This window comes from Burkholderia sp. JP2-270, assembly GCF_003233675.1.
In the GTDB taxonomy this organism is placed as follows: domain Bacteria; phylum Pseudomonadota; class Gammaproteobacteria; order Burkholderiales; family Burkholderiaceae; genus Burkholderia; species Burkholderia pyrrocinia_C.
The window spans coordinates 3034052-3051360 of sequence record NZ_CP029824.1 but is presented as its reverse complement, the minus strand read 5'-3'; the positions used below and the strand labels follow the sequence as shown (position 1 = coordinate 3051360).

The following is a 17309-nucleotide window of genomic DNA, read 5'->3' as shown; positions in this document are numbered from 1 at the left end:
TGGTGCCGATTGCGTCGTTACGCGATCATCGCCAGCGCGTTCGCGCCGACGTGCCAGCGCAGGCTCTCGACGACGAGCGCGTGATTGCGTTCGGAGTCGAGCCCCGCGATCGTCATCGCACCGACGAGGCCGGCACCGGCGACTCGCAACGGCACGCCGCCGCCGTCGAGCGCATAGTCGTCGTCCGACAGGCCTTGCGACCGCAGCGACCAGCCGGCCCGGCGAAAGCGCGCGCCGACCTCGAGCGAACTCAGGCCGAAGCGGAGCACCGTGTTCTGCCGGCGGCGGATCGCGTCGCTGTCTTCCGCACGGCTGCCGTCGAGCGCGCAGTAGAACAGCGGTGCCGCTTCGCCGACGATGCCGACCGCGATCGGCAACCCGCGGCGCGATGCGACATTGACCGCGATTTCCCCGAGCCGGCGCGCGACGTCGGCATTGAAGCGAGGCAGCGCCGTGTGCGGCGCGTCGTCGTCGAAGGGCGCGTGATCGATGCGCAGGAAGGTCGTCACCATGGCGGCTCCGTATCGTCGCAAGTCGTGTTCGCGCGCCGGCGTCGCCTTGCGACGGGCCGCGCGCTCGCCCGTCGTTCGTTCAGCGCTTCGGTGCCGCGTCGAGCATCCACTCGTGCGCGGGATCGTTCTTGAACGCCCACGCGCGGCTCGGCCCGGCCATCACGTTCAGGTAGTACAGGTTGTAGCCGTGTGGCGCGACGACCGGATGATAGCCGCGCGGCACCATCACGACGTCGTGGTTCTCGACCGCACACGCTTCGTCGAGGCTGCGGTCGTCCGTGTACACGCGCTGGAACGCGAAGCCCTGCGGCGGGTCGATCCGGTGGTAATACGTTTCCTCGAGCGAGGTTTCGTCCGGTGCCGCGTCGCGGTCGTGCTTGTGCGGCGGATAGCTGCTCGAATGACTGGCCGGCGTGACGACTTCGACGACGAGCAGGCGCTCGGCCGCCGGGTTGTCGCCCATCAGGATGTCGCACACGTAGCGCGTGTTGGTGCCTTGCCCGCGCACCGAGCGGCGCATCCGTTCGCCGTCGAGACGCTGCACCGGCTTGTCGCCGCTCGCGTACGGCGCGGTGCACAGCGCGACTTCCGCATCGCGCGTCGCGGCCAGCGTGACGCTCTTGCCGCCCGGCACGTACAGCGCGTCCGGCGACACGTCTTCGAAGACGCTGTCGCGCTTGCCGAGCGCATCGTAGGTTGCGCCGTCGACGTTCGCGCGCACCGTGCCCGTGAGCACGACGACGCACAGCTCGCGCGCGCCGGTGTCGAGCGTTTCGGTGTCGCCGGCCTTCAGGCGCAGCGCGCGAAAACCGACATGCTTCCAGCCGGCCGATTCGGGCGTGACGTTGCAGATTTCGCGGTCGGCAGATGCCTTGACCAGCAGGGGAGAAATCGTCATGGGATGGGGCTCCGCAATAGAGTAGGGCTCAAGCGTTCGGGCACTTGCGTGCTCATGCGCTCAACCGGTCGACGATCGCGCGCAGCGATTCATAGCCCTTTTTCGCATACGCGTAGCTCGGCGCGACGGCCGGATCCTGCTCGGCTTCGACGACGAGCCAGCCTTCGTAGCCGGCGTCCTTCAGCGTGCGCAGCGTCGCTTCGTAATCGAGCGCGCCGTCGCCAGGCACCGTGAAGGTGCCGTTGATCACGCCGTTCAGGAAGCTCCAGCCATCGTTGCGTGCCTGCGTGACGACCTGGGCACGCACGTCCTTGCAGTGCACGTGAACCACGCGCGACACGTGCTTCTTCAGCAGCGTGACCGGGTCGGCCGCGCCGCCGAAATATGCGTGGCCGGTGTCGAACAGCAGGAACACCTTCGCTGGGTCGGTCAGCGCCATCAGCCGGTCGACGTCGTCGGGCGACTCGACGTACGCGCCCATGTGGTGATGGTAGGCGAGCTTGATTCCGTAGGTCGCGAGCAGGTGCGCGCCGAATGCGTCGAGGCGCGCCGCGTAGCGCTGCCATGCCGCATCGTCGACGAAGCGCGGCCGCTTCGCGACCGGCGTGTCGATGCTGCCCTGGATCGTGCCCGCGCATTCGCCGTAGACGACGACCTTCACGTCGTTGTATTGAAGCTTCGTCATGTGCGCGCGGCAGCGTTCGATTTCCGCGGCGACCGCATCGGCGTCGGTCATGCCCGGTTCGACTTCCGCGAGGAAGCCCGAATACCAGCCCGATACGCACACGAGCCCGAACTCGGCGAGCTTCGCTTTCAGCTCGGGGCCCGTCTTCGGAAACTTGTTGCCGAGCTCGAAGCCCGCATAGCCGATTTCGGCGCCTTCCTTCAGCGCCGTTTCGAGCGGCGTCTCGCCGCCGAGCGACGGCAGGTCGTCGTTCATCCACGACAGGGGATTGATACCGATGCGGACGTTCCAGCTCATGACGTGTTTCCTTGGTTCGAATGTGTTTTTCTCGGGGCGGGTGGGCAGGCAGCGCGCGGCATCAGCGCCGCTGCCGGGTCTTTGCGTCGAGATACGCACGGTGCGCTTGCTCGACGCCGGCGCGCTCGGACACCTGCGGCACCGCGACTTCCCACCATGCGCCGCCGTCGTCGGTCGTGCGCTTGTGTGTGGTGTCGATCACGAGCACCTGGCTCGTCTTCGCCGCGCGAGCGCGCTTCATTTCGCTGCGCAGCTCGCCGACGTCGCGCACGTGCACGGCGTCGGCGCCCATCGCGCGCGCATGCATCGCGAAGTCGATCGTCGAGCGCTCGCCGCCTTCCGGCACGCAGTCGTCGAGCATGTTGTTGAAGCTCGCGCCGCCGCAATTCAGCTGCAGCCGCTCGATGCAGCCGTAGCCGCGGTTGTCGAGGATCACGACGATCAGCTTGCGGCCGAGCATCACGGAAGTGGCGAGCTCGGCGTTGAGCATCATGTACGAGCCGTCGCCGACGATCACGATAACCTCGCGCTCGGGCCGCGCGAGCTTCGCGCCGAGGCCGCCCGCGACTTCGTAGCCCATGCACGAGTACGCATAGTCCATGTGGTAGTTGCCCGGCACGCCGCTGCGCCATAGCTTGTGCAGTTCGGCCGGCAGCGTGCCCGCCGCGCACACGACGAGGTCGTCGCGCGCGCTGTCGCACCCCGCGTCGGCCGCGGAATCGCGCACCGCGCCGATCACTTCCGCGTCGTACGGCAGCGTGTCCTTCGGCACGCGCGTCGTCAGGTCGGTCACGCGCGCGTTCCACGCGGCGGCCTGGTCGCGGTTGGCGGCCGTCCATGCCGCGTCGGCGCGCCAGCCGGCCAGTGCGGCGGACAACTGGCCGAGGCCCGTGCGCGCATCGGCAACCAGTTGCCGGCCGCGTTTCTTGCCTGCGTCGAACGGCTGCACGTTCAGGCTCAGCAGCGTCGCGTCGCCGTAAAGCGCGTGCGAGCCGGTCGTGAAATCCTGCAGCCGCGTGCCGACCGCGAGCACGACGTCGGCCTGCGCGGCCGCGCGGTTCGCGGCGGGCGAGCCCGTCACGCCGATCGACCCGAGGTTCAGCGGGTGATCCCACGCGAGGCTGCCCTTGCCGGCCTGCGATTCGGCGACCGGCACGCCATGCGTGTCGGCGAACGCGCGCAGCGCGTCCCACGCCTGGCTGTACAGCACGCCGCCGCCGGCGACGATCAGCGGCTTCTTCGCGGCCTTCAGCACGTCGAGCGCATCGGCGAGTTCGAGCGGGTCGGCCGGCGGCCGGCGCATCCGGATCACCGGCGGCGCGAAGAAATCCTCGGGCCAGTCGTACGCGAAGGTCTGCACGTCCTGCGGCAGCGCGAGACACACGGGGCCGCACTGCGCGGGGTCGGTCATCACCTGGATCGCGCGCGGCAGCGCGACGAGCAATTGCTCGGGCGACGTGATCCGGTCGAAGTAGCGCGTGACGGGGCGGAAGCAGTCGTTCGCACTGACGTCGCCCTGTTCGAAATCCTCGACCTGCTGCAGCACCGGGTCGGGCAGCCGCGACACGAACACGTCGCCGGGCAGCAGCAGCAGCGGCAGCCGGCCGACGTGCGCGAGCGCGGCCGACGTCAGCATGTTGGTCGCGCCGGGGCCGATGCTCGACGTCGCGGCCATCATCCGCTGGCGGAAATTCGCTTTCGCGAACGCGACGGCCGCGTTGGCCATCCCTTGCTCGTTGTGCGCGCGGAACGTCGGCAGCCGGTCTTTCCCGGCATGCAACGCTTCGCCGAGCCCGGCCACGTTGCCGTGGCCGAAGATGGCGAACACGCCGCCGCAGTACGGCAGGATCTCGGTGCGGCCGTCGGGCTGGACGACTTCGGCGCGCAGGGCGGCCAGGTAGCGCACGAGCGCCTGGCTGACGGTCAGTCTCACGGTAGGGGTCATCGTCGGTCGGTGAAGAAGGATCGGATCGGTCATGACGGCACGCGCCTCAGGCCGCGGCGGCGCGCGCGGCACCCCGGCGGCCGAGCCACGCGTCAACGAGCTGCGCGAAGTTGCCGGCGACTTCGTCGATCAGCGCCTGGTCGTCGATCCGGCCGGCGAACCACTTCAGCGACGCATCGGCCCACAGCGTGCGCCCGACCATGAAGCCCTTGACGATCGGGTTGGTCGCCGAGCGGAAGCTGTCGACGAGATACTGCAGCGGCTGGTTCAGCCCGAGGATCACCGCGCCGCGGCAATGCGGGTCGCGCTCGGCGATCAGCGCGGCGAGCCGCGCCCAGCCGTCGGCGCTCAGCGGCGTGAGCTTCCACCATTCGGGCATCACGCCGAGGTTGTAGAAGCGCGCGACCGCGCGCAGCACCGCATCGTCCTCGGTGCCGGCCGGCGTGACCACACGCGGCGGAATGACTTCCAGCAGCAGCTCGTTGCCGCTGGCGCGCGTGGCTTCCCACAGCTCCAGCACGCGCTGCTCCTGCTCGACGCGCAGGTCGACGTCGTCGTCGGGGTGGTAGTGGACCAGGCACTTCACGACCTGTTCGGTCGGCCAGTGCGTAAGCGACGAGCCGACCGAGCGCGTCTCGTCGAAGCGCAGCGGCCGCGAGCCCGGCAGCTCGACCGGGCGGCCGACCCACCAGCCGCGCCCGGTGGCCGACGCGAGCGCGTCGCTGCCGTAAGCGCCGCCGTCGATCAGCACGCCGACGTGGCCTTCGATATGGCGATCGCGCTCGACCTGTTCGGCCGCGCGCACCAGCAGGCGCTTCAGCGTCCTGATCCGCGCTTCGTCCGCGCCGGCCTGCACCGCGAGTTCGTAGAACTGGCTGCGATGGTCGAACGCCATCACGCACAGGTCGTCCCATTCGCGGCGCGGCACCGTGACGCGATGCAGGTGCGCGAGCGTGCGGTCCGCGTCGACCACGGGATTGCGGCTGCCGTCGAACCAGTGCGCGAGTTCGGCCGGCGTCGGCATCGCGGCCGAGCACGCATGACGCGACACGACGATCGCGCCGCATGCGTTCGCGATGCGCGTCGATTCGGCCCAGTCGCGGCCGCGCAGCAGCCCCGACAGCAGGCCCGACAGGAACGCGTCGCCCGCGCCGAGCACGTTGAGCACCTCGACGCGTTCGCCGAGAAAGGTCGGCGCGTCGTCGATGCGCGCGGGGATGTCGCCCTCGATCACGCAGCAGCCGAGCGCGCCGCGCTTGACGACCAGCGTGGCGTTCGTGATCCCGCGCACCGCCTGCAACGAACCGATCAGGTCGTGCGGCACGCCGCCCGCGATCAGGAATTCCTCCTCGGTGCCGACCAGCAGGTCGAATTCGCCGAGCACCTGCTGCAGTTGCCGCGTCACCTGCGCGTCCGGCACGTAGCGGTTCTCGCCCGCGCCGCGCGCGGTCAGCCCCCACAGCACGGGCCGATAGTCGATATCGAGAATCCGCACGACGCCGTGGCGGCGCGCGTAGCCGAGTGCGGTCAGCGACGCTTCGCGCGTGGCCGGCGTCGAAAGATGCGTGCCGGTGATCGCGAGCGCGCGGCAGCCGGCGATGAAGTCCTCGCGGATCTCGTCGGCGCGCACGGCCATGTCCGCGCAGTTCTCGCGCATGAACAGCAGCGGAAACGTGTCACGATCCTTCAGCCCGAGCAGCACCAGCGCGGTGAGGCGCTCGCGGTCGGTCTGCAGCTGGCTCGTGTCGCAGCCTTCGCGCTCGAGCGTCTCGCGCACGAAGCGGCCCATCTGCTCGTCGCCGACGCGCGAGATCATCGCGGTCTTCAGCCCGAGCCGGGCGACGCCGAACGCGACGTTGCCCGACGAGCCGCCGAGATACATCTGGAAGCTGCGCGCGTCCTCCAGGCGGCTGCCGTACTGCTGCGCATAGAGATCCACGGCCACGCGGCCGAGGCAGGCGAGATCGATGGGGCGGTCACTCGGAAAGTTCAGCAGGCTCATATCACGTATCACGCTCGCGGCCGGCGTTCGGCGCTGCCGGCGGTTTAGGGGGCCGATCCGCCGGCGGCGGTCCGCGACGTGCGCTGCACGACGCGAGGCTGCCTGCCGCAAGGAATCGGGCTACGGACGCAGTCTAGACTTTTTGGAAATACAGTTCCCTAGGTGAAATCACGTAGAAATAAATTTCCAAATTTTCGAGGAAGTGATCTACAGTTTCATCCGGATGCTTCAGTCCGTATCGGACTCGGCCCGGCGGCGCGCAACGCGCCGTCTTCCGCCCCCCGGAGATGAGGAGACAGAGTGATCATGAAGACCAAGCTGATGGCCGTCGCGGCCGCCGCGATCCTGGCTGCGCCGCTCGCGCACGCCGAGAAGATCGGCGTGACGATGGCGTCGTTCGACGACACGTTCCTGACGATCCTGCGCAACAGCATCGCCGACGCGGCGAAGAAGGACGGCGCGACGGTGCAGATCGAGGACGGCGGCAACGACGTCGGCAAGCAGTTGAGCCAGGTTCAGAACATGATCGCGCAGAAGGTCGACGCGATCATCGTGAACGCGGTCGACACCGACGCGACGCCGAAGATCACGAAGATGGTGACGGCGGCGAAGATCCCGCTCGTCTACGTGAACCGCAAGCCGGTCGATTTCGACAAGCTGCCGGCCGGCGTCGCGGTCGTCGCGTCCGACGAGAAGCAGTCGGGCACGCTGCAGGCGCGCCAGGTGTGCAAGCTGCTCGGCGGCAAGGGCGACCTCCTCGTGCTGATGGGCGAGCTGTCCAACGAATCGGCGCGCGCCCGCACCAAGGACATCGAGGACGTGATCGCGACGAAGGACTGCTCGGGCATGAAGATCGTCGACAAGCGCGAAGGCAAGTGGAGCCGCACGCAGGGCCAGGACATCACGATGAACTGGCTGAGCTCCGGGACCAAGTTCGACGCGATCGTGTCGAACAACGACGAAATGGCGATCGGTGCGATCAACGCGCTGAAGGCCGCGCGCAAGTGGACGCCGAAGACCGTCGTCGCCGGCATCGACGCGACGCCGGACGGCCTCGCATCGATGAAGAGCGGCGAGCTGAAGGTGTCCGTGTACCAGAACGCGATCGGGCAGGGCGCGCAGTCGGTTGCCGCCGCGCTGAAGCTCGCGAAGAAGCAGAGCGTCGACCGTTTCGTGAACGTGCCGTTCGAGCTCGTGACGCCCGAGAACATGAACCAGTACGCCAAGCACTGACCGGCTTTTCCGTTGAACTGCGCGGGCCCGGCCTGGCCGGGTTCGAGCGACTTGTCGAGGAACGTCCATGTTTACAGCCAGGACCGCGCGCCCGATGGCCGGCGTCGACGCGCCGGCCGCTTCATCCGGAGGATCGCCCGGCGCATCCGGATCGTCCGGTTCGCCGGCCCCTTCCGCGGCTGACTGCGTGCTCGAGGTGCGCGGCGTCGGCAAGTCCTTTCCCGGCGTCGTCGCGCTCGACGGCGTGCAGTTCCGCGTGCGCCGCGGCACTGTCCATGCGCTGATGGGCGAGAACGGCGCGGGCAAGTCGACGCTGATGAAGATCATCGCGGGCGTCTACACGCCCGATCAGGGCGAGATCCTGATCAACGGCGAACCCGTCGTGCTGAACGGTCCGCTCGATGCGCTCGACCGCGGGATCGCGATGATCCACCAGGAACTCAACCTGATGCCGTACATGACGGTCGCGGAGAACATCTGGATCCGCCGCGAACCGAAGAACCGCTTCGGCCTGATCGATCATGCGGAGCTGCGCCGCCGCACGGCCGCGCTGTTCGAGCGGTTGTCGATCGACATCGATCCGGAAACGGACGTGCGCACGCTGACGGTCGCGAGCCGGCAGATGGTCGAGATCGCGAAGGCCGTGTCGTTCGACTCGGACGTGCTGATCATGGACGAGCCGACGTCGGCGCTGACCGACAAGGAAGTCGCGCACCTGTTCCGGATCATTCGCCAGCTGCGCGAGCAGGGCAAGGGCATCGTCTACATCACGCACAAGATGAACGAGCTGTTCGAGATCGCCGACGAGTTCTCGGTGTTCCGCGACGGCAAGTACATCGGCACGCATGCGTCGAGCGACGTCACGCGCGACGACATCATCCGGATGATGGTCGGGCGCGAGATCACGCAGATGTTCCCGAAGGAAGAGGTGCCGATCGGCGACGTCGTGCTGTCGGTGAAGAACCTCGGCGTCGACGGCGTGTTCCGCGACGTGAGCTTCGAGCTGCGCGCGGGCGAGATCCTCGGCGTCGCGGGCCTGGTCGGCTCGGGGCGCTCGAACGTCGCGGAGGCGTTGTTCGGCGTCGTGCCGGCCACGTCGGGCGAGATCCGGATCGACGGCAAGCCGGTGCGGATCGCGACGCCCGCGCAGGCGATGAAGCACGGGATGGCGTTCCTGACCGAGGACCGCAAGGACACCGGCTGCTTCCTGAATCTCGACCTGCTCGCGAACATGGAAGCGGCGGTGCTCAGCAACCGCTACGTGAAGTTCAATTTCGTGCAGCAGGCACAGTTGAAGCGCGACTGCGAGGAAATGAGCCGGATGCTGCGCGTGAAATCGCCCGGCCTGCACGAGGAAATCCAGAACCTGTCGGGCGGCAACCAGCAGAAGGTGCTGATCGGCCGCTGGTTGCTCACGCAGCCGCGCATCCTGATCCTCGACGAACCGACGCGCGGCATCGACGTCGGCGCGAAGGCCGAGATCCACCGGCTCGTCAGCGCGCTCGCCGGCAAGGGCGTCGCGGTGCTGATGATCTCGTCGGAGATGCCGGAGGTGCTGGGGATGAGCGACCGCGTGATGGTGATGCACGAAGGGCGCATGACAGGCATCGTCGAACGCAAGGACGCCGACCAGGTCCGCATCATGGATCTCGCGTCGCGTTGAGCCGAAACAAGATTGGAGACAACTGAAATGGGCAACCTGAATCCGGTCGCGGACGCGCAGACCATGACAATCAAGACGCGGCACACGAAGTGGCCGCCCGAGCTGAGCATCTTTCTCGTGCTGGTCGGCATCAGCCTGTTCTTCGAGATCGTCGGCTGGATCGTCGTCGGCCAGAGCTTCCTGTTCAACGCAGAGCGGCTCGAGATCATCGTGCTGCAGATGGCCGTGATCGGCATCATCGCGGTCGGCGTGAACCTCGTGATCATCACCAGCGGGATCGACCTGTCGTCGGGGTCGGTCGTGGCGGCCGCGGCGGTCGTGTCGGCGAGCCTCGCGCAGGTGTCCGACTTTCCGCGCGCGGTGTTCCCGCACCTGACCGATCTGCCGATCATCTGGCCGGTGCTGGCCGGCGTGTGCGTCGGGCTGCTGGTCGGCCTGCTGAACGGCTCGCTGATCGCGATGACGGGCATTCCGCCGTTCATCGCGACGCTCGGCACGATGGTCGCCGCACGCGGGTTCGCGAAATGGTTCACCAACGGGATGCCGGTGTCGATGCTGACCGACCAGTTCGCGGCCATCGGCGCAGGCGCCAATCCGGTGATCATCTTTCTCGTGATCGCCGCGATCTTCCACGTCGTGCTGCGCTACACGCGCTTCGGAAAGTATACCTACGCGATCGGTGCGAACCGTCACGCGGCCGTCGTGTCGGGCATCAACGTCACGCGTCACCTGGTGTTCGTCTATGCGATCGCGGGCCTGTTGAGCGGGATCGCCGGCACCGTGACGGCCGCGCGCGCGATCTCGGGCCAGTCGGGCATGGGCGTGATGTACGAGCTCGATGCGATCGCCGCGGTCGTGATCGGCGGCACGTCGCTGTCGGGCGGCCTCGGCCGCGTGACGGGCACCGTGATCGGCGTGCTGATCCTCGGCGTGATGACATCGGGCTTCACGTTCATCCGCATCGACGCGTATTACCAGGAGATGGTCAAGGGCGCGATCATCGTCGCGGCCGTGATCGCCGATCAGTATCGCAACAAGAAGAAGCGTCGCTGACCCGGTCTGTCCGACCGGAATTCCATATCGACAAGGATGCCTGATGAAGATCGCGCTGGACCCCTACATGATTCGCCACCTGCCGCTCGACCGGCTGCCGCACGCGGTGGCCGAGCTCGGCTACGACCAGATCGAGCTGTCGCCGCGCAGCGATTTCCTCGACTGGTGGGTGATGCCGCGCGCGACGCGCGAACGCATGGCCGCGTTCCGCCACGCGATGCGTGGGAGCGGCGTCGGCCTCGCGTCGCTGCAGCCGATGTACCGCTGGGCGAGTCCGTTCGAGGACGAGCGTCAATGGGCCGTGCGCTGCTGGAAGAAGGCGATCGAGGTCGCGGTCGAGATGGAGTGCGCGCTGATGGTGTCCGAGTTCGGGCGCGGCGCGTCGCCCGAGCGCTCGGTCGGCGAGCGGCCGGGCGCGAACCCGAAGGAGCTGTGCGAAGCCGCGTGGTTCCGTTCGATGGACGAGCTGCTGCCGATTCTCGAACGCGAGGGCATCGTGCTGTCGGTCGAGCCGCATCCGGAGGACTGGATCGAGCAGCTGCAGCCGGCGATCGACATCGTGACGAACCTCGGCTCGCCGTCGCTGAAGCTGTCGTATATCGCGCCGCACACGTTCTACTACGGCGACGACATGGCCGCGATGATCGCACAGGCCGCACCGATCCTCGCGCACGTGCGCGTGGCCGACACCTTCGACCACCGCAAGAGCAGCCAGCTGCGCTACATCGTGAACCCGCCTGGTTCGAACCAGATCCGCGTGCACCAGCATCTCGACATCGGGCAGGGCGAGATCGACTGGGACGTGTTTTTCCGCGCGCTCGGCGCCGCGGGCTTCGACGGCGTGATGTCGTCGTGCGTGTTCGCGTGGGAGGACCGCGCGGAAGCGTCGTCGCGCTACATGCGCGACACGATCCAGCGCTACATCGATCGTCATTTCGATCGCACGGCGCGCTGACCGATTGCCGACCGGCGCGGCACGGGCCGCGCCGTTGATGAACGACTGGAGACTCATAGATGACCTTGCAAATCGGCGTGATCGGCTGCGGCGCGATCGGCCAGGACCATATCCGCAGATTGACCCGCACGCTGTCCGGCGCGCGCGTCGTGGCCGTCAACGACATCGATCCGCAGCAGGCGCGCGATGCGGTGGAGAAGGTCGGGCTCGATGCCGAGGTCTACGGCGACGGCCATGAAGTAGTCGCGGCCGCCGACGTACAGGCCGTGCTCGTCACGTCGTGGGGGCCGACGCACGAAGCGTTCGTGCTCGACGCGATCGCGCACGGCAAGCCCGTGTTCTGCGAGAAGCCGCTCGCCGTGACGGCCGACGGCTGCATGCGGATCGTCGAGGCAGAGGTCGCGCACGGCAAGCGGCTCGTGCAGGTCGGCTTCATGCGGCCGTACGACGAAGGCTATCGTGCGCTGAAGCGCGTGATCGACAGCGGCGAGATCGGCGCGCCGCTGATGCTGCATTGCGCGCACCGCAACCAGTCGGTCGGCGAGCGCTATACGACCGACATGGCGATCACCGACACGCTGATCCACGAACTCGACGTGCTGCGCTGGCTGCTCGGCGAGGATTACGCGAGCGCGCAGGTCGTCTATCCGAAGAAGACGCGCCATGCGTCCGCGCATCTCGCCGATCCGCAGATCGTGCTGCTGGAAACCGCGAGCGGCGTGCGCATCGACGTCGAGATTTTCGTGAACTGCCAGTACGGCTATGACATCCAGTGCGAGGTGGTCGGCGAGCAGGGCATCGCGAAGCTGCCGGACCCGCCGGCCGTGGGGCTCAAGCGCGCAGCGCAGCAATCGGTCGACATCATGACCGACTGGAAGGAGCGCTTCATCGCGTCGTACGACGTCGAGCTGCAGGCGTTCATTGACGGCGTACGGCAGGGTGCGCTGACGGGACCGTCGGCCTGGGACGGCTACGCGGCGGCGGTTGCGGCCGACGCGTGCGTGCGGGCGCAAAAGAGCGGCGCGGTCGAACCGATCGCGATGGCCGAACGCCCCGCGTTCTATCGCGGCTGAACCGTGGCTGCGTCGCGACGATTCTGCGGCCGCGCGCCGCTTTCCTGACGGACTGACCGACATGACGATGAAGACGATGAAGATTGGCTGCGCACCGTGCTGCTGGGGCGTCGACGACGTGAACAACCCGCACCTGCCGCCGTGGCGGCACGTGCTCGCCGAGGCCGCGCAGGCCGGCTACTCGGGCATCGAGCTCGGGCCGTACGGCTATATCCCGCTCGAACTCGACGTGGTGAGCGCCGAGCTCGAGCGGCAGCGCCTGAGCATTACCGCCGGCACGATCTTCGACGATCTCGTATCGCCGGAGAACCTGCCGAACCTGCTGCGCCAGACGCGCGAAATCTGCGCGCTGATCACGCGGCTGCCGAAGCTGCCGACGCAGGACGGCCAGCGCTACGCGGCGCCGTACCTGGTCGTGATGGACTGGGGGCACGAAGAACGCGATTACGCGGCCGGCCACGCCGATCGCGCGCCGCGGCTGTCCGGCGAACGCTGGGCGCGGATGGTCGAGCATATCCGGCAGATCGCGACGATCGCGCGCGACGAGTTCGGCGTGCGCGCGGTGATCCATCCGCACGCGGGCGGCTACATCGAGTTTGCGGACGAAATCGACCGGATCGTCGCCGACCTGCCGGCCGACACGGTCGGCCTCTGTCTCGACACGGGGCACCTGTACTACTCGGGCATGGACCCGGAAGCCTGGCTGCGCCGCCATGCTGCGCGCGTCGACTACGTGCATTTCAAGGATATCGACAAGGCCGTGTACGACGCGGTGATGGGCGAGCACATCGCCTTCTTCGCCGCATGCGCGCGCGGCGTGATGTGCCCGATCGGCACCGGCGTGCTCGACTACCGGTCGATCCGGCGCGCGCTCGACGACATCGGCTACGCGGGCTACATCACGATCGAGCAGGAGCGCGACCCGCGCAACGCCGGCACGAGCCTGCGCGACGTCGCCGCGAGCCGCGCGTTTCTCGCGTCGGCCGGCTTCGCATGAACGTTCGCATGAACACCTGAACCACCGAACACCTGAACACGGACCAGGAACACCACCATCATGATTGACGGACAGATTCTGCTTGGACACTCGATTCGCTGGGGCATGGTCGGCGGCGGACTCGGCAGCCAGATCGGCTACAGCCACCGGTCGGCCGCGCTGCGCGACGGCAGTTTCGAGCTGGTCGCCGGCGCGTTCGACATCGATCCCGAACGCGGCCGCCAGTTCGGCGTGAAGCTCGGCGTCGCGGCCGAGCGCTGCTATCCCGACTACGCGACGATGTTCGAGGCCGAGGCGCGCCGCCCGGACGGCATTCGCGCGGTGTCGATCGCGACGCCTAACAACACGCACTTCGAGATCTGCCGCGCCGCGCTGAACGCGGGGCTGCACGTGGTCTGCGAGAAGCCGCTGTGCTTCACGACCGACGAGGCCGAGACGCTGCAGCGCCTGTCGGTCGAGAAGAACCGGATCGTCGGCGTCGCGTACGGCTATTCGGGTCACCAGATGATCGAACAGGCGCGCGAGATGATTGCGCGCGGCGATCTCGGCGAGATCCGCATCGTGCAGATGCAGTTCGCGCACGGCTTCCACAGCGAAGGCGTCGAGGCCGCGAGCGCGGCCGCGCGCTGGCGCGTCGATCCGAAGTTCGCGGGCCCGAGCTACGTGCTCGGCGACATCGGCACGCATCCGCTGTACATCTCCGAGGTGATGGCGCCGGAGCTGAAGATCCGGCGGCTGATGTGTTCGCGGCAGAGCTTCGTGAAGAGCCGCGCGCCGCTCGAGGACAATGCGTTCACGATCATGGAATACGACACGGGCGCGATCGGCTACGTGTGGTCGAGCGCGGTGAACGCGGGTTCGATGCACGGCCAGAAGGTGCGCGTGATCGGTTCGAAGGCGAGCGTCGAATGGTGGGACGAGCATCCGAACCAGTTGCGCTACGAAGTGCAGGGGCAGCCCGCGCAGGTGCTCGATCGCGGAATGGGTTACCTGCATCCGAATGCGTTGCGCGAGGATCGCATCGGCGCCGGGCATCCGGAAGGGTTGTTCGAGGCGTGGTCCAATCTCTATCAGCGCTTCGCACTCGCGATGGATGCGGCCGATCGCGGCGATGCCGCGGCGCTGAAGGGCATCCGTTTTCCGGACGTCCATGCGGGCGTCGAAGGCGTCCGATGGGTCGAGAACTGCGTGCGTTCCGCCGACGCGGGCGGCGTGTGGGTCGACTATCGCTGAGCAGGGCAGGCCGGATGCGGCGCACTGCGCGCCGCTTCGCGCCGGCCGTCGGCCTCGATGGTCTCGGTAGACGCCCTAATCTTTACGACGCCGCGAGAGCATTGGACAATCGTTTCCAGTCTTGCCGTGGAGCGTGTGCAGGTGATGATCGAGCGCGTGGGAGCGAAGCGCGCGGCGCGGGCCGTGCCGCAAACGTGATTAAATTCGCCCTTCATGCATGTATCCAGGTGAGCCTCGGGCCGCGTCCGTCAGCATCGCGCGCGCATCGGGGCCGTCAACTTCGCGCCATCCGATGAGTTCATCCGAGAAACCTCCTGCCACCGTCGAGCAGTTCCTGCAGCACCTGACGCGGGAATACGACGGCCTCAGCAATCGCCTGAAGGTCATTGCGCGCCACGTGGAAACGCATCGGGACCAGCTTGGCCTGGAGGGCATCCAGTCCCTTGCGGAAGCGTGCGGCGTCCAGCCGTCCGCCGTCGTGCGCTTCGCGAAGCATTTCGGTTTCTCCGGCTTCTCCGAGATGCAGCGGCTGTTCCGCGAAGGGCTCGCGCAGCAGATCGCGCCGGGGCGCGCATACAACCTGCGGCTGCGCGACGTGATCGAATCGGGCTCGTCGAGCCTGCAGCCCGAGCAGATCGCCGACGAATTCATCAAGGGCAGCATTGCCGGGATGCAGCAGTTGCGGCAGACGCTCGACCCGCAGGCGCTCGCGCAAGCCGTCGAGCTGCTCGCCGACACGCAGGCGATCTGGATCGCCGGCTCGCGGCGTGCATTTCCGATCGCCGTGTATCTCGACTATGCGCTGCAGCACACCGACAAGCGCATCGGGCTGTTCAGCGCGCTCGGCAGCATGCATCTCGGGCAGATCCGGTCGGTGCGCAACGGCGACGTGATGATCGTCATCTCGTTCATGCCGTATGCGGACGAGACCGTGCAGGTCGCGCAGCAGGCCGTGCAGCGCGGCGCGCGCCTGATCGCGATCACCGACAGCCGGATGAGCCCGCTCGCGCGGGAGGCCGAGGTGACGCTGATGGTGCAGGACAGCGAGACGTTCGGATTCCGTGCGCTGACGGCCACGATGGGCCTCGCGCAGAGCCTGTTCGTCGCGCTCGCGTACCGGCTCGAACTGTCGTACCTGCCGACCGCCGACGGTGCGCACGGCAAGAAAGCCGGCTGACCCACCCTGCCGGTACGCCGCCCGCACAACCGATCGGCGGGCGGCACACCGGCCGGCTTACTTCGCGGTCGGCATCGCGAATTCGGCACCCTTGCCGATGCTCGACGACCAGCGCTGCATCACCGACTTCTGGCGCGTGTAGAAGCGCACGCCTTCCTCGCCGTACGCATGCATGTCGCCGAACAGGCTCTTCTTCCAGCCGCCGAAGCCGTGCCATGCCATCGGCACCGGAATCGGCACGTTGATGCCGACCATGCCGACCTGGATGCGCCGCGCGAATTCGCGCGCGATGCCGCCGTCGCTCGTGAAGCACGACACGCCGTTGCCGAATTCGTGCGCGTTGATCAGGTCGACCGCTTCGCCGAAATCCTTCACGCGCACGCAGCCGAGCACGGGCCCGAAGATTTCTTCCTTGTAGATCCGCATGTCGGGCGTCACGTGATCGAACAGCGTGCCGCCGGTGAAGAAGCCCGCCTCGCGGCCCGGCACGCGCAGCCCGCGCCCGTCGACCACCAGTTGCGCGCCTTCGCTCACGCCTTGCTCGATATAGCCTTCGATGCGCTTCAGCGCTTCGCCGGTGACGATCGGGCCCATCTCGACTTCCGGCGACATGCCGTCGCCGATCACCAGCTTGCGTGCGCGCTCGGCTACCGCCGGCACGATCCGGTCGGCCACGTCGCCGACCAGCACCGCGATGCTGATCGCCATGCAGCGCTCGCCGGCCGAGCCGTACGCGGCGCCGATCAGCGCGTCGACTGCCTGCTCGATGTTCGCATCGGGCATCACGACGAGATGGTTCTTCGCGCCGCCGAGCGCCTGCACGCGCTTGCCCGACTGCACCGCGCGCTGCTGCACGTAGGCCGCGATCGGCGTCGAGCCGACGAAGCTGACGGCCTGCACGTCCGGGTGGTCGAGCAATGCATCGACCGCGCCCTTGTCGCCCTGCACGACGTTGAACACGCCGGCCGGCAGCCCGGCCTGCGTGAGCAGGTCGGCGATGAACAGAGCCGCCGACGGATCGCGCTCGCTCGGCTTCAGCACGAATGTGTTCCCGGTCGCGATCGCGACCGGGAACATCCAGCACGGCACCATGCACGGGAAGTTGAACGGCGTGATGCCCGCGACGACGCCGAGCGGCTGGCGCATCGTCCAGTTGTCGATGCCGGTGCTGACCTGGTCGGTGAAGTCGCCCTTCAGCAGCTGCGGCACGCCGCACGCGAATTCGACGATGTCGATGCCGCGCGCGACTTCGCCCTGCGCGTCGGAGAACACCTTGCCGTGCTCGGCCGTGATGATCGCCGCGAGCGTGTCGCGGTGCTCGTTCATTAGCTGCAGGAAGCGGTGCAGCACGCGCGCGCGGCGGATCGGCGGCGTCGCGGCCCAGGCCGGGAACGCGGCGTTGGCCGATGCGACGGCCTGCTGCACTTCGCTGTCGTCGGCGAGCGCCACGCGGCGCACCGCGCGGCCGAGCGCGGGATTGAGGACGTCCTGGAAGCGGCCGCTGCGGCCGGCGACGGGCGCGCCGTCGACATAGTGGCCGACGTCGGCGTCGGACGTGTATGCGGGAACCGGATTCATCGTGTCTC

14 protein-coding genes are annotated in these 17309 nt (G+C 67.8%); 8 read left to right on the top strand and 6 right to left on the bottom strand.

Annotated elements, in window-relative coordinates; all coding sequences use genetic code 11:
- Positions 1 to 17: 17 nt before the first annotated feature.
- The 5 genes from DM992_RS14400 to iolC all read right to left on the bottom strand — a co-directional run bounded on the left by DM992_RS14400 (position 18) and on the right by iolC (position 6339).
- Positions 18 to 512, bottom strand: a complete 495-nt coding sequence (locus DM992_RS14400; protein ID WP_111017285.1) for a heme-degrading domain-containing protein — start codon at positions 510 to 512, stop codon at positions 18 to 20.
- 79 nt (positions 513 to 591) lie between these two features.
- On the bottom strand, positions 592 to 1410 hold the full coding sequence (iolB, locus tag DM992_RS14395; RefSeq protein ID WP_111017284.1) for a 5-deoxy-glucuronate isomerase: 819 nt from the start codon (positions 1408 to 1410) through the stop codon (positions 592 to 594).
- 52 nt (positions 1411 to 1462) lie between these two features.
- Positions 1463 to 2392 (bottom strand): myo-inosose-2 dehydratase, encoded by a 930-nt coding sequence (gene iolE / locus DM992_RS14390; protein WP_111017283.1) that lies wholly within the window; start codon positions 2390 to 2392, stop codon positions 1463 to 1465.
- A 61-nt stretch (positions 2393 to 2453) separates the two neighbouring features.
- A complete protein-coding gene (gene iolD, locus DM992_RS14385) occupies positions 2454 to 4337 on the bottom strand; it encodes a 3D-(3,5/4)-trihydroxycyclohexane-1,2-dione acylhydrolase (decyclizing) (protein ID WP_111017937.1) in 1884 nt (627 codons plus the stop codon).
- Positions 4338 to 4383: 46 nt separating this feature from the next.
- Entirely contained in the window at positions 4384 to 6339 is a 1956-nt protein-coding gene (iolC, locus tag DM992_RS14380) for a 5-dehydro-2-deoxygluconokinase (protein ID WP_111017282.1), read from the bottom strand.
- 306 nt (positions 6340 to 6645) lie between these two features.
- Here iolC and DM992_RS14375 point away from each other — a divergent pair, with 306 nt between their 5' ends.
- The 8 genes from DM992_RS14375 (at position 6646) to DM992_RS14340 (ending at position 15723) form a co-directional block, all read left to right on the top strand.
- Positions 6646 to 7572 carry a sugar ABC transporter substrate-binding protein gene (locus DM992_RS14375; RefSeq protein ID WP_111017281.1) on the top strand — a complete coding sequence of 309 codons (927 nt, stop codon included), beginning with the start codon at positions 6646 to 6648 and terminating at the stop codon, positions 7570 to 7572.
- Between the two features lie 67 nt (positions 7573 to 7639).
- Positions 7640 to 9235, top strand: coding sequence for a sugar ABC transporter ATP-binding protein (locus DM992_RS14370; RefSeq protein WP_111017280.1), 1596 nt, complete (start codon positions 7640 to 7642; stop codon positions 9233 to 9235).
- A gap of 27 nt (positions 9236 to 9262) precedes the next feature.
- Positions 9263 to 10288 (top strand): ABC transporter permease, encoded by a 1026-nt coding sequence (locus tag DM992_RS14365; RefSeq protein WP_111017279.1) that lies wholly within the window; start codon positions 9263 to 9265, stop codon positions 10286 to 10288.
- A 43-nt stretch (positions 10289 to 10331) separates the two neighbouring features.
- On the top strand, positions 10332 to 11243 hold the full coding sequence (locus DM992_RS14360; RefSeq protein WP_111017278.1) for a sugar phosphate isomerase/epimerase: 912 nt from the start codon (positions 10332 to 10334) through the stop codon (positions 11241 to 11243).
- Between the two features lie 59 nt (positions 11244 to 11302).
- Positions 11303 to 12316: a Gfo/Idh/MocA family oxidoreductase gene (locus tag DM992_RS14355; protein WP_111017277.1), complete on the top strand. Its 1014-nt coding sequence runs from the start codon at positions 11303 to 11305 to the stop codon at positions 12314 to 12316.
- A gap of 61 nt (positions 12317 to 12377) precedes the next feature.
- Positions 12378 to 13313, top strand: coding sequence for a TIM barrel protein (locus tag DM992_RS14350; RefSeq protein ID WP_204356086.1), 936 nt, complete (start codon positions 12378 to 12380; stop codon positions 13311 to 13313).
- Positions 13314 to 13373: 60 nt separating this feature from the next.
- Positions 13374 to 14546, top strand: coding sequence for a Gfo/Idh/MocA family oxidoreductase (locus tag DM992_RS14345; protein ID WP_111017276.1), 1173 nt, complete (start codon positions 13374 to 13376; stop codon positions 14544 to 14546).
- Positions 14547 to 14838: 292 nt separating this feature from the next.
- Positions 14839 to 15723 (top strand): MurR/RpiR family transcriptional regulator, encoded by an 885-nt coding sequence (locus tag DM992_RS14340; RefSeq protein ID WP_111017275.1) that lies wholly within the window; start codon positions 14839 to 14841, stop codon positions 15721 to 15723.
- Positions 15724 to 15780: 57 nt separating this feature from the next.
- Here the strand turns inward: DM992_RS14340 and DM992_RS14335 are convergent, their stop codons facing one another.
- Positions 15781 to 17301 carry a CoA-acylating methylmalonate-semialdehyde dehydrogenase gene (locus DM992_RS14335; RefSeq protein WP_111017274.1) on the bottom strand — a complete coding sequence of 507 codons (1521 nt, stop codon included), beginning with the start codon at positions 17299 to 17301 and terminating at the stop codon, positions 15781 to 15783.
- Positions 17302 to 17309 lie beyond the last annotated feature (8 nt).

Bases quoted from the DNA above. Each gene is read 5' to 3' on its own strand.
- DM992_RS14400 (WP_111017285.1), bottom strand. From the start codon at position 512: ATGGTGACGACCTTCCTGCGCATCGATCACGCGCCCTTCGACGACGAC.
- iolB (WP_111017284.1), bottom strand. From the start codon at position 1,410: ATGACGATTTCTCCCCTGCTGGTCAAGGCATCTGCCGACCGCGAAATC.
- iolE (WP_111017283.1), bottom strand. From the start codon at position 2,392: ATGAGCTGGAACGTCCGCATCGGTATCAATCCCCTGTCGTGGATGAAC.
- iolD (WP_111017937.1), bottom strand. From the start codon at position 4,337: ATGACCCCTACCGTGAGACTGACCGTCAGCCAGGCGCTCGTGCGCTAC.
- iolC (WP_111017282.1), bottom strand. From the start codon at position 6,339: ATGAGCCTGCTGAACTTTCCGAGTGACCGCCCCATCGATCTCGCCTGC.
- DM992_RS14375 (WP_111017281.1), top strand. From the start codon at position 6,646: ATGAAGACCAAGCTGATGGCCGTCGCGGCCGCCGCGATCCTGGCTGCG.
- DM992_RS14370 (WP_111017280.1), top strand. From the start codon at position 7,640: ATGTTTACAGCCAGGACCGCGCGCCCGATGGCCGGCGTCGACGCGCCG.
- DM992_RS14365 (WP_111017279.1), top strand. From the start codon at position 9,263: ATGGGCAACCTGAATCCGGTCGCGGACGCGCAGACCATGACAATCAAG.
- DM992_RS14360 (WP_111017278.1), top strand. From the start codon at position 10,332: ATGAAGATCGCGCTGGACCCCTACATGATTCGCCACCTGCCGCTCGAC.
- DM992_RS14355 (WP_111017277.1), top strand. From the start codon at position 11,303: ATGACCTTGCAAATCGGCGTGATCGGCTGCGGCGCGATCGGCCAGGAC.
- DM992_RS14350 (WP_204356086.1), top strand. From the start codon at position 12,378: ATGACGATGAAGACGATGAAGATTGGCTGCGCACCGTGCTGCTGGGGC.
- DM992_RS14345 (WP_111017276.1), top strand. From the start codon at position 13,374: ATGATTGACGGACAGATTCTGCTTGGACACTCGATTCGCTGGGGCATG.
- DM992_RS14340 (WP_111017275.1), top strand. From the start codon at position 14,839: ATGAGTTCATCCGAGAAACCTCCTGCCACCGTCGAGCAGTTCCTGCAG.
- DM992_RS14335 (WP_111017274.1), bottom strand. From the start codon at position 17,301: ATGAATCCGGTTCCCGCATACACGTCCGACGCCGACGTCGGCCACTAT.